General features: G+C 72.3%; 11 protein-coding genes. All 11 read right to left on the bottom strand.

Features of this window, described 5'->3' with window-relative positions:
• Positions 1–149 precede the first annotated feature (149 nt).
• The 11 genes from I2501_RS28660 to I2501_RS28610 all read right to left on the bottom strand — a co-directional run bounded on the left by I2501_RS28660 (position 150) and on the right by I2501_RS28610 (position 11,428).
• Entirely contained in the window at positions 150–2,381 is a 2,232-nt protein-coding gene (locus I2501_RS28660) for an NHLP family bacteriocin export ABC transporter peptidase/permease/ATPase subunit (RefSeq protein WP_408022795.1), read from the bottom strand.
• Positions 2,378–3,187, bottom strand: a complete 810-nt coding sequence (locus I2501_RS28655) for an HlyD family efflux transporter periplasmic adaptor subunit (protein WP_196197175.1) — start codon at positions 3,185–3,187, stop codon at positions 2,378–2,380. Before I2501_RS28655 ends, I2501_RS28660 begins: the two co-directional genes overlap by 4 nt.
• Positions 3,188–3,309: 122 nt before the next feature.
• The gene (locus I2501_RS28650) at positions 3,310–3,522 is read right to left on the bottom strand and encodes a type A2 lantipeptide (RefSeq protein WP_196197174.1); all 213 of its coding nucleotides are present in this window, start codon (positions 3,520–3,522) and stop codon (positions 3,310–3,312) included.
• Between the two features lie 425 nt (positions 3,523–3,947).
• Positions 3,948–5,261, bottom strand: a complete 1,314-nt coding sequence (locus I2501_RS28645; RefSeq protein ID WP_196197173.1) for a glycosyltransferase — start codon at positions 5,259–5,261, stop codon at positions 3,948–3,950.
• Between the two features lie 85 nt (positions 5,262–5,346).
• Positions 5,347–5,613, bottom strand: coding sequence for a hypothetical protein (locus I2501_RS28640; RefSeq protein WP_196197172.1), 267 nt, complete (start codon positions 5,611–5,613; stop codon positions 5,347–5,349).
• Positions 5,614–5,762: 149 nt separating this feature from the next.
• Positions 5,763–6,398: a VOC family protein gene (locus tag I2501_RS28635; protein WP_196197171.1), complete on the bottom strand. Its 636-nt coding sequence runs from the start codon at positions 6,396–6,398 to the stop codon at positions 5,763–5,765.
• A 119-nt stretch (positions 6,399–6,517) separates the two neighbouring features.
• The gene (locus I2501_RS28630) at positions 6,518–7,186 is read right to left on the bottom strand and encodes a response regulator (protein WP_196197170.1); all 669 of its coding nucleotides are present in this window, start codon (positions 7,184–7,186) and stop codon (positions 6,518–6,520) included.
• The gene (locus I2501_RS28625) at positions 7,183–8,586 is read right to left on the bottom strand and encodes a sensor histidine kinase (protein WP_328806700.1); all 1,404 of its coding nucleotides are present in this window, start codon (positions 8,584–8,586) and stop codon (positions 7,183–7,185) included. Before I2501_RS28625 ends, I2501_RS28630 begins: the two co-directional genes overlap by 4 nt.
• A gap of 20 nt (positions 8,587–8,606) precedes the next feature.
• Entirely contained in the window at positions 8,607–9,824 is a 1,218-nt protein-coding gene (locus tag I2501_RS28620; protein WP_196197169.1) for an acyltransferase family protein, read from the bottom strand.
• On the bottom strand, positions 9,821–10,825 hold the full coding sequence (locus I2501_RS28615; RefSeq protein WP_196197168.1) for an alpha/beta hydrolase: 1,005 nt from the start codon (positions 10,823–10,825) through the stop codon (positions 9,821–9,823). Before I2501_RS28615 ends, I2501_RS28620 begins: the two co-directional genes overlap by 4 nt.
• Before the next feature lie 222 nt (positions 10,826–11,047).
• Positions 11,048–11,428, bottom strand: a complete 381-nt coding sequence (locus I2501_RS28610; RefSeq protein WP_196197167.1) for a hypothetical protein — start codon at positions 11,426–11,428, stop codon at positions 11,048–11,050.
• Positions 11,429–11,443: the final 15 nt, after the last annotated feature.

The raw sequence follows: 11,443 nt of genomic DNA, 5'->3' as shown, positions 1-11,443 counted from the left end.
ACGCGGGGTCCGTCCAGATCTCGCCCGTCGTCGACGGGTCGGCGGCCCAGATCTCGCCGGTGGACGCCGGATCGGGGGCCCAGATCTCGCCCGTGGACGACGGGTCACCCCAGTGCCCGCCGGTCGTCGTGTGGTCCGTGGAGGACACCTCAGCGCTCCCTGACCAGTTGTGCGTACGGGCCGCCGACGGCGACCAGCTGTTCGTGACGGCCGCGCTCGACCACCCGGCCGTGGTCCAGGACGAGGATCTCGTCGCTGTCGCGGACGGTGCTGAGGCGGTGCGCGATCACCACGCAGGCGCAGCCGCGCCGCCGCAGGTTGTCGATGATCTGCTGCTCGGTCTCCGCGTCCAGCGCGCTGGTCACCTCGTCGAGGACCAGGATGCTGGGGTCGCGGACCAGGGCCCGCGCCAGCTCCAGCCGTTGCCGCTGGCCGCCGGAGAAGTTGCGGCCGTCCTGCTCCACCCGGCTGCGGAGGCCGCCGGGACGACGGGAGACCACGTCCAGCACGGCGGCGTCGCGCAGCGCGGCGGTGACCGCCTCGTCGGTGATCGACGGGTCCCACAGCGCGACGTTGTCGCGGACGGTGCCCTCGAAGAGGAAGACGTCCTGGTCGACGAAGGAGACCGAGGCCGACAGCGCCCCGCGCGGGATCTCGGTGAGGCGGCGGCCGTCGATGCGGATCTCGCCCTCCCACGGCTCGTAGAGCCCGGCGATCAGCCGCGACACGGTCGACTTGCCGCTGCCCGACCCACCGACCAGGGCGACCTGGCGGCCCGGCCCGACAGTCAGCGAGAAGTCGGTGAGCAACGCGTCGTCCAGCGGGCTGTAGCCGAAGGTGACGTCCTCGAGCGTCAGGTGCCCGCTGAGCCGACGGCTGTCCGGGCCCGCCTCCCGGCGCGAGAAGACCGGGTCGACCGGGTAGTTCTCGACGTCCTTGAGCCGGGCCACGTCGGCCGCGAAGTCCTGGACGCGTCCGGCCACGCCGTTGAGGCGGGTGACCGGCGCGGTGAAGCTGGTGATCAGCGCCTGGAAGGCGACCAGCAGACCGATGGAGATCTGCCCGTCCACCGCACGCAGCCCGCCGAGCAGCAGGATCAGCGCGCTGTTGACCGCGGCCAGGGTCGGCGCGACGACGGCGAGCACCGCGCTCGGCACGCCGAGCCGCTGCTGTCCGTCCAGGGTGCTCGCGTGCTGTCCGGCCCAGCGCCGGAACCAGCCGTTCTCGCCGCCGGTCGCCTTCATCGTCTCGATCAGCTGGATGCCGCTGAACGAGGTCGTGGTGAGCCGGGCGCTGTCCACCCGCAGCTTCTGCACACCGCTGGCCCGCACCCGGACCACCACCCGCAGCGCCACCACGTTGAGCAGCGCGATCAGCACGCCCAGCAGGGTGAGTTGGGGGTCGTAGCTCCACAGCAGGACGGCGTAGACGACGACCACGACCGCGTCCACGCCGGCTCCGGCGAGGTCCCGGGCGAGGGTCTCGGCGACGCTGTCGTTGGACTGCAGGCGTTGCACCAGGTCGGCCGGGCTGCGCTGGGCGAAGAAGCCGACCGGTAGTCGGAGCAGATGGCGCAGGAACCGGGCGCTGCTCAGCGTCGAGGAGATCATGCGGGCGCGCAGCAGGTTGGCCTGTTGCAGCGAGGTCAGCACGAGCGTCAGCACCAGCGCCGCGGCCATCGAGGCGAGCAGGATCGGCAGCAGCGAGGCCTGACGGCCGATCAGGAACGCGTCGATGAAGGTCCGGCTCAGGGCGGGCGTCACCACGCCGATCACGACCAGCAGGAAGCTGGTCAGCAGCGCCGCGAACATCGGCCCGGACAGCCCGCGCAGGCGCAGCGGCACCGCGCCGCCGAACCCGGGCTTCCGGCCGCCGCGACGGAAGTCGGGGCCGGGTTCCATGGTCAGCACGACGCCGGTGAAGCTGGTGTCGAAGTCCTCCATGGAGACGAACCGCCGGCCCCGAGCGGGGTCGTTGATCCGCACCCCGGGACGGCCGAAACGCCGTCCCATGCCGTCGTAGACGACGAAGTGGTTGAACTCCCAGAACAGCACGGAGGGCGGCTGCAGTTGGGCCAGCGCGGCCGGCTCCATCTGCATGCCCTTGGCGGTCAGGCCGTAGCCGCGTGCCGCCTTCAGCACGTTGCTCGCCCGCGAACCGTCACGGGAGACGCCGCAGGCGACGCGGAGCTCCTCCAGCGGGACATGGCGGCCGAAGTGTCCGAGCACCATGGCCAGCGAGGCCGCCCCGCACTCCACGGCCTCCATCTGCAGGATGCTGGGGCTGCGGACGGGCCTGGCCTTGCGCTGACGCGGCTGCTTGGGCGCCTTCCGCGAGGGCCGTGCGGTGGGTTGCTGGGCGGCGCGTCGACCCCCGCTCACGGCAGGATCCAGCTGATCGGGTGCTGCGCGGTCAGGTGCACGGTGCCGCTCACGATGGTGGTGTCGGTGATGGCGTAGGGCGGGCCCGGCGGGCGGGACCAGGTGTAGCCGGAGGAGGTGCCCGGCGAGCGTTCGAGCTTGACGACCACGGCGAGCGGCTGGCCCTGGGCCGTGAACTGGGAGGCGAGTTGGGTGTCGCCGAGGAAGTCGGCGATCTGCTGCTGGGTCTGCGGGACCGTCCCGGCGGCGAGGACCGTGCCCTCCAGCACGCCGTACCGGTCCGAGGGGACCGACTGCACCGTCAGGTCGACCGTGGCTCCCACGGGGATCGTCGGGGCGCTGCCGCTCTGCGGGTAGAGGACCGCAAGCAGTGGGTCGTCGGGGCTGTTCACCTTCTCCAGCGTGGCCAGGTTCGCGCCGACGGTGACCACCGCGCCGATGTTGGCGCCCAGTTCGGTCACCCGGCCGGCGGCGACGGCGCGCACGGTCTCGAGCGTGCCGCGGTCGGTGCGGACCGTCAGCAGCGGGGCGTTCGCGGCCACCAGGTCGCCGGGGTTGGCCAGCAGCGTGGTGACCTGACCGGCCACCGGGCTCTGCAGCGTGTAGCTGCCCTCGCCGTAGGTGAGGATTCCGGAGGCCGTGAGCACCGGCGAGACGGAACCCTGGAATGCCCAGAAAATGGCAGCGGCCATCACCACGACGGTGACGGCGAGAACCATTCGACCCTGCGGTCGTGCCAAATGCACCGGGAGATCGAGATCATCCGGTGACTGCAGCTTGGAAAGCGCCTTCTGTCGAAACTGCACTTCCCTTTTCCTTCGACCGCATTACATGTTCGTGAATTTCATGTGGAACGTCCGCGCAGGGGCGGACAGCACAACACCGCTGCCCCGGAGCACGAGTGTGTCCGGAGCAGCGGGATGAGACATTACAGGCCGGCGAGACCGGTGACCTGCGACGGGACCAGCTGGCTCGCGCCGGCGACCAGGCCGCCGATCGGGAGGACGGACTCGACAGCGCCGAGGACGGGGGTGACAACACCCACGGCGTCCAGGCCCAGCAGGCCCGCACCACCGGCGACGGCGTCCAGCTCGTTGTCGGAGATCTCGCGGGTCTCGACCTGGGGGGTGACGTTGCGCACGTGCGTTTCCCTTCGTTGCTTTGTGCACTGCACGGGGTTTCGCCGAATCGCTTCGGCGGTATCCACGGAGGGGTGGGGGAGCGGGCGGTCAGGGTCGGCCGGAATCCTGAGAATTCCGATCACTCCCTTGCCGTTCCGTGATTGGAATGATCCAAGCACGCCAGCCCGAACCGCGTCGAGTTGGGGTGCCGGATATTCCGTGAAAGTTTTCGACTGAAACGTGTCGGCAGCGGCCACGGATTGTGTGCGGCATCGACACGTTCTTCACACTTCGGCGCGGATGCCCTGCGGGTGCGGATAAATCGTGCATGTCGTACCCAGTTGGTCTGTCCTGAATCGAACAGCCTTGTCCGATTTGGGTGGCGTGACGGTTGAGGAGAGATGTTTGTTCAACTGTCGGCGCCGGTATGGGGCCAGATGGACCGTCATGCCAGCCGGTCGAGGTGCGCCCGGACGGCGACCGTGCCGTCCTCGGCGCGGATGAGCGTGCCCAACTGGCGTGCCCGGTCGCGGTGCGTGCTCGACTGCGTGGCCCGGCGCAATGCGGTGGCCAGCGTGTCGGCGGTGAGGTGGCGCAGCGGGACGGCATCGGGGGCGACGCCGAGCGCGGTCAGGCGACGTGCCCAGAACGCCGCGTCGAACTGGATCGGTACCGGTACGGAGGGAACGCCCGCGCGGAGCACCGCGGCCGTGGTGCCCGCACCGGCGTGGTGGATCACGGCGGCGGTGTGCGGGAAGACGCGGGAATGCGGCAGTTCGTCGACGGTGAGCATGTCGTCGCCCTCGGCGTGCAGCCCCGCCCAGCCGCGCTGGACGAGCCCGCGCAGGCCCGCCGCGCGCAGCGCGGAGACGATCACGGCGCTGGTGCGGTCGGGGTCGGGGACGGTGGCGCTGCCCAGGCCGACGAAGACCGGCGGCGGTCCGGCGGCGAGGAAGTCCCGGAGGGCGGAGGGGAGTTCGGCGGCAGGTGGGCCGTCCGGCGAAGCGTCCGGGGTGCCGTCCGGCGGTGTGAGCGGTGTGAGCGGTGCTGCGAGCGGCGGGTCGTGCGGCCACCAGTAGCCGCAGATCTCCAGGCCGGGCCGCCAGTCACGGGGGCGTGGCACCACCAGGGGGCTAAAGCCGTGCAGGACCGGCCAGCCCTGCTGTTCGCGCGCCCGCCGGGTCGCCCGCACGCCCGCGCGCGCCAGGCCCAGGCGGGTGCGCAGCATCCGGGCCGCCTCGATGAAGATCGCGTCGACGCCGGCGTTGACCAGCCGTCCGCTGACCCGGTTGCCGACCGGTCCCCAGGAGCGCGTCCCGGTCACGGGGGCGACGAACTCGCCGGTGGGCGCCAGTGGTTGGAGATAGACGCCGAGGGTGTGCAGGCCGAGCCCCTCGGCCAGGACATGGCCCAGGGGCGCGAGCACGGCGGAGAGCAGCAGCACGTCCGCGTGCTCGGCGGGCTCGACGAGCGCGTCGGCGAGGTCCATCACGCTGCTCCGGGCGAGCGCGACCAGCCGGGCGAGCTTGCCCGCGCCGGTCGCGCTGCGGTGCAGTCCGCGCCCGGCGGAGGACTCCAGCACCGCACGCGGGTCCACGGGGAGGGCGTGGAAGCCCAGTCCGGCGGCGCGCGCCAGCGGCGCGAACCGCGCGTGCGTCACCAGGGTCACCTCGTGACCGGCCTGGAGCAGGGCATGGCCCAGTCCGGTGTAGGGGGCGACGTCGCCCCGCGAACCCGCAGTCAGCACCGCAACGCGCATGACGCCCACTATCCCGCGTCGGCGCGCGCTGCGGCAGACGGCGCGGCCGACGGGGCGGTTGACGGCGCGCCGGTCAGTCGGTCCGTCAGGAGGCCGGGCGGCAGTTGCTCAGCTGCATGGGCAGGAGGGCGGGCAGCGTGTCGGAGGCCGCGGCGATGTCGTTCGTCTGGACGACCGTGGTGGCGTCCGAGTCGTTGACGTTGCACACGTACTTCTGCGTCTGCTCCGTCTGGTCCCCCTGCTGCGCCTGCGGGTACGCGCCCGAGTCGGCCAGCGCGGTGGTCGGCGCTGCCGCCAGGCCCGCGAGGGACAGCATCCCGCCTACCAGAAGTGTGGCGATCCGCCGGTTCATGACGTCTCCTCAAATCCTCGTGCTCATGGAAGAAGGGTGAGAAACCGGTTCAAGTTACCGCTTCTCGCCCAGGCTGCGGTGAGCACGACACGCCACCGGAGGGTGACCGTTCCGGACAGCACGCCGGGTGACACTCACGCGCCGCCGCCTCAGATGGTGACCGGCCCGCGTGGCGTGTCGAATTCGACGGCGACCAGGCCCGGCTCCTCGTCCTCGACCCAGGTGACGTCGATCTGGTCGAGCGGATGGTCGGCGGGCTCACCGAGGAACTCCGAGATCGCCGCGGCGTCTCCGGCGATGGAGAGGCCCTTGATGGTCGACGCGGTCCGCGGGTCCGCCGAGGGACGCTCCGCCGGGTCCACCAACCACTGGAGGAAGTAGGGGAGTTGCGGGTCCTCCAGCAGCTCCAGCAGGCCGATCTGCTTCCAGCGCAGGTCGAAGCCGTCCGGCCGGACCCGGTGCCCCTCGGCCGCCTGGCGGCCCAGCCGGGCCTCGACCGGGGCGATGTCGTCGACCGAGACGACCCAGCCGAGCCAGCCGCCGCCCTCCTCCGCGCGCTGGGCCACCGCGCGTCCGAACGGCGCGCGGTCGGCGGCCGGGTGGTCGAGCGTGGTCACCACCTCGACGTAGGTGCCGGAGGCGAGGGGGAGCACGAAGTTCCGGGTGCCGAAGCGCGGATGCACACCCCCGTCGACGAAGCCCGCGCCGAGGGCCGAGCCGAGTCGCTGGACGGTCGACACGAAGCCGTCGCGGGCCACTGCATAGGACACATGATCAAGTCGCACCCGGCCATCATCGGCCAGACCTTCGCCCGAGCGGCCCCGCCGCGCCCACGGTCAGCGCGTTTACCGCGTCTGGCGGAGCCTGTGGGGTGCTGCCAGGCGGGCGTTCAGTGTTCCCATGTTCAATGTCCGGGCCGGACCAGACCGGACTCGTAGGCGAAGACCGCGGCCTGGGTGCGGTCGCGCAGGCCGAGCTTGACCAGGATCCGGCTGACATGGGTCTTCACCGTCTGCTCGGCGACGACCAGGTTGGCGGCGATCTCCGCGTTGGACAGGCCCTGCGCGATCAGCGACAACACCTCGGTCTCGCGCTCCGTCAGCTCGCCGATCCGTTCGCCGGTCGGCTGGCGCGGGGCGCCGGGCATCCGGGTGAACTCGGATATCAGCCGCTTGGTGATGTTCGGCGCCAGCAGCGCGTCACCCGCGGCCACCACCCGTACCGCCTGGGCGAGTTCGCTCGCCGAGGCCTCCTTGAGCAGGAAGCCGGACGCGCCCGCGCGCAGCGCCTCGTAGACGTACTCGTCCAGGTCGAAGGTGGTCAGGATCAGCACCTTGACCGAGCTCTCGGACGGGGGCCCGACGATGCGCCGGGTCGCCTCGATCCCGCCGAGGCCGGGCATCCGGATGTCCATCAGCACCACGTCCGGCCTGAGCTCGGCCACCTTGGCGACCGCGTCGTTGCCGTCCACGGCCTGGCCGACGACCTCGATGTCCGGCTCCAGGTTGAGCAGCACACTGAATCCCTGCCGGACCATCATCTGGTCGTCGGCGATCATCACGCGGATCGTCATGTGCGGTCCTCCAGGGACGGTTGGACGGGTGCGGCGGCCACGGGGAGCAGCGCGGCGACCCGGTAGCCGCCCTGCGGGGTGGGCCCGGCGGTGAGCTCGCCGCCGAGCATCGCCGCGCGTTCGCGCATCCCGAGCAGCCCGTGTCCCGCGCCGGGCGAGGGCGGTGCGGGGCTCCGCGGCGGCTCGTTGACGACGGCGACGCCGAGTGCCGCGGGCCGGTAGTCGAGGGTGATCGCGACCGCCGCGTCCGGCGCGTGGCGCATCGCGTTGCTCACCGCCTCCTGGACGATCCGGTACGCGGAGAGCTCCACGCCCGGTGCGAGCGGACGCTCCTCGCCGGTCACCGCGACCTCGACGGTCAGTCCGGCGCCGCGCACGTTGTTCAGCAGCTCGGGCAGCCGGGCCAGGGTGGGCTGCGGGGCCTCGTCCACGCCGCCGCCGAGCGGGCTCTCGGCGCGCAGCACACCCAGCACGCGGCGCAGTTCGGCCAGCGCCTCGACGGCGTTCTGCCGGATGCCGTCGAGGGTCTCGCGCAGCTCCTGCGACGGGTCCTCGACCAGGTGCGGGGCGACCTGCGCCTGGATGGAGATCACCGACATGTGGTGGGCGACCACGTCGTGCAGCTCGCGGGCGATCCGGCTGCGCTCCTCCAGCACGGTGCGCCGGGCGCGCTCCTCGGCGGTCAGCTCCTCCTGCGCCACCAACTCGGTGCGGGCGGCGCGCAGTCCGCGCAGTGAGGAGCCGATCAGCACGGCCACGGAGAAGAGGACCACCGCCGCGCCGACCGACGAGCCCTGGTCGGGCGAGCGGTAGAGCTCGGCCAACAGCCCCGCGAAGAGCGAGAGCCCGAGCGCCTCCATGGCGACGCGCGGCCGCAGCCGCAGCGCCAGGATCAGCAGGATGCCGGACTGGACCAGGATGGTGATGGCGGTCCAGCCGGGCGCTCCGAGGTTGGTGCGGGTCGGATTCACGTCGCCGTGGAGGGCGGTCGCGATCCATGCGCCGGCCAGCATGGTGACCGTCGACAGCCACCAGGCCGGTATCGGCTCCCACAACGCCCAGACCAGCGCCGCCGACTGGGCGCCGGCCAGCATGATGCCGACGGGCACCCCGAGCTGGAAGGCGAACGCGTACTGGTTGGTGTCGATCCCGAAGGCGATGGCGCCGAGCAGGACGAGCAGCGTGACGACCGGCTTCCGCACCCGCCACGGCAGCTCCTGTGCCTCCGGCATCGGTGCCGAGCGGTTGAGCACCGGCCGCAGCAGGTCCTGCCGCACGTTCCGGCCGAGCAGCCGGGCCAGCCCTCGCAGTTGCTCTGCCCGCTCCGGCCAGGCCGTCTCGTCCGAGCTGTCCGACCTGCCCGGCACGTCCGGCGCGTCCGATCCGTTCGACCCGCTCACGCCACCCCCCTGGTGCCCGGTCACGTCGCCACCTTATGGCCATCGGTCGAACGGGCGTCGGACTTCGCACCGTGCGAGAACCGGACGACGTGGCTGCGCCTGCGGGCACTGCGCGGCCTGCGCGGTTGCTCGTAGTGCCGGAAGGCGGCCCAGCATCCGGCCAGCACGGTCGCGAAGGCGGGCAGCCAGAGCAGCCGGGCCAGCACCCACGCGGTGGTGTCAGGCGGAGTGTGCAGACCCACGACCGGGCCGCCGGCGATGAGCAGGCCGAGCGCGGTGGTCGCGATCATCGCCGTCTGGTGCCACAGGAAGATCGTCATCGCCGAGAGGTTGACCAGCGCCACCAGTGCCCACGCGCCCGGCCGGGCCAGCCACCGGCGCAGCGGGCCGAGCAGCAGCAGCGCCGCGCCGCACTGGGCCAGGCCGAAGGTGACCGAGGCCAGCGTCGGCGGGTTGAGGTTGGAGATCCCCTGGCCCGGCACGCCCACCATCGAGGCGGGGTAACCGGCGTAACGGACCAGCAGCACCGTGGCAACCGCGCCGCCGAGCAGCAGCACCCAGCCGGTCCGTCTGCTCGACATGCCCTCCCTGGCCCAAGCCGCGCCCAGGCAGTACGGGACCAGCCATCCGGCGGGCAGGTTGATCCAGCCCAGCCAGCCCGGCTGGTGGAACCCGAACCGCGCGACGTCGACGTAGAGGACCACGGCCAGAGGCCAGAGCGGGTGCAGCTTGCGCACCAGCGGGGTGGCCGCCGTCAGTGCGGCGAAGACGAGCAGGAACCAGAGTGGCGAGAGGACCAGCTTGACCAGCATCACCACGGTCGCGGTGCTGACGCCGCTGAGCAGCAGCGCGCCCGCGACCACGGCCCAGACCACCAGCACCGCCGCCACCGGCCGGGTCAGCCGGGCGAACCGTGCGGCCAGCCAGGTGCCGTAACCGGTGCCGCGCGCCTGCGCTGCGGCGTAACTGCGCGCCGCGACATGGCCGCCGACCAGGAAGAAGACCGCGAGGGTCTGGAACAGCCAGGAGACCCAGTCGAGTTGCGGCAGGTGCTGGAGCGGGCTGCTGTCCTTGAGCTTGCCGGAGTCGAGGACCAGCGCGGTGACCAGCCAGTGGCCGAGCACCACCCCGAGGATGGCGAAGGCGCGCAACGCGTCGATCGCCCGGTCGCGCTGCGGCGGCGTGGCCGCGTCGATCCGCGCGGCGAGCGAGCGGTAGGCAGAGATCGGGCTGGTCATGACGCACCCCCTGTGGCGTCCGCCCTGTCGTCCGCCGTGGCGTCCGCCGCACCGGAGACGATGGCGGCGATGCTGCGCAGCGCCTGCGAGCCGGGCTTGAGGTACTGGCTGTGCGTGCCGCTCCCGGCGGCGAAGATCCGTGCGCCGAAGCCGGGGGAGACCGGGTCGGTGCCGAGCCCGAGCGTGGTGAAGCCCAACGGGACGCGGACGTGCGGCACGTCGGCGATCCAGTCACCGCTGCTGCGCCCCGCCCAGACCGTGGCGGTGGTGTGCAGGTCGGCCACGGTCGCGGCGTCGCTGCCGACGCCGGGGCTGCCGTAGAGGACCAGGTCGGCGACGTGCAGCCCGCTCGCGGCACGGGCGCAGACGGTGGAGCCGTACGAGTGGCATGCCAGCGTGGTCCGGGCGTCCGGTTCGAGCTGCTGCAACTGCCGCACGAAGGCAACCAGTTGCGGGGCCGCCTGGTCCGCGCGGTCGTCGGTGAGGACGGTGGGCGAGACGGTCTCGGGCGTCGCGTAGCCGAGCCAGGCGACCACGGCGGTGTGCGTCGCGTCGCCGCCCGCGGCCTGTTCCAGCGCGGCAGCGTCGGCGTGGAAGCGCTCGTAGGTGTCGAGGTTGGTGTCGGAGCCCGGCACCAGCACGGCGATGCGCCGGGCGTGCGCGAGGTCGCCCAGCACCTCGACGGTGCGCCCGCCGTCGCGTCCGTCGAAGGAGAGGAAGTCGCGTGACTGCTGGGCGAGGACGCGCAGTTCGGTCGCGCGGGTGGGGTCGCCGGCCGTGTCGGCGTACCGTGCGGCGGCCAGGATGTCGGCGCGGGACGCGGCGTACCGGGCGTCCAGGGCGGCCACGCCGCCGTTGGTGAGCGTCGGCCTACCGCTGGGCGCGGGCGCCGGGACGTCTGACGCCTGCGCCGCGCCCGCGAGCGGCACCACGACCGCTGCCGCGAGGAGCGCGCCGGCCAGCGCCCGGCGCGCTCGTGGGCCGAAGAAGTGCTGTGCCATGACCGGGTCCCCCTGGTTCCTGCTTCGGTCCCTGGAGCGGGACGCGTTGCTCATGAAGCTAGGAACCAGGGCCCGTCGTCGGCGTCGTGCTGCGGAGCGCACTTGCGCCGTAGTCCGGAAGTACTACGGGGATGCAGGGGAGGGGAGTTCGGGGTCGCCGTGTCGTTCCCCGGGCTGCATCCCAGGGCCCGACGGCGGCGGCCGACCAGCGCTGGACGGGCTCTATCTGCTGGGCGCGTAGATGAACCGGTCGAGCGCCACGGCCGTGCCGGAGGACGCCGCGTCCTTCGTATCGGTGACCGTGATGGTGAGGGTGTGGGTCCGTGGGCTGAGCGCGGCGCTCGACCAGACGGCGACGTCGCCCGTGCGGGTCGCGGAGTACAGGTCCACCGGCGTCGCCGGGCCGCTGTCCAGCGAGACTGAGGCGATGCCCTCGTCGGCGTCGGTCACCGCACGGAAGGTGACGGTGGTTCCGGTGAAGACGAAGGAGATCCGGTCCCCGGCGGTGGCGTCCCTGCTGCTCCAGCCGCACTGGCGCACCGACCTGGCCGCGGGGGCGGTGAAGTAGTCCCACCCTCCCGCAGTCCCGCCGTCCCGCCGCACGGCAGTCCCGCAGGC

It is taken from the genome of Streptacidiphilus fuscans (genome assembly GCF_015690355.1).
GTDB lineage: Bacteria > Actinomycetota > Actinomycetes > Streptomycetales > Streptomycetaceae > Streptacidiphilus > Streptacidiphilus fuscans.
Note: the sequence above shows the minus strand (reverse complement) of the source record. Positions and strands in the feature narration are given on the sequence as shown.

Excerpts from the sequence above, each read along its gene's own strand:
- I2501_RS28645 (WP_196197173.1), bottom strand. The coding sequence starts at position 5,261 with ATGCGCGTTGCGGTGCTGACTGCGGGTTCGCGGGGCGACGTCGCCCCC.
- I2501_RS28640 (WP_196197172.1), bottom strand. The coding sequence starts at position 5,613 with ATGAACCGGCGGATCGCCACACTTCTGGTAGGCGGGATGCTGTCCCTC.
- I2501_RS28630 (WP_196197170.1), bottom strand. The coding sequence starts at position 7,186 with ATGACGATCCGCGTGATGATCGCCGACGACCAGATGATGGTCCGGCAG.
- I2501_RS28620 (WP_196197169.1), bottom strand. The coding sequence starts at position 9,824 with ATGACCAGCCCGATCTCTGCCTACCGCTCGCTCGCCGCGCGGATCGAC.
- I2501_RS28615 (WP_196197168.1), bottom strand. The coding sequence starts at position 10,825 with ATGGCACAGCACTTCTTCGGCCCACGAGCGCGCCGGGCGCTGGCCGGC.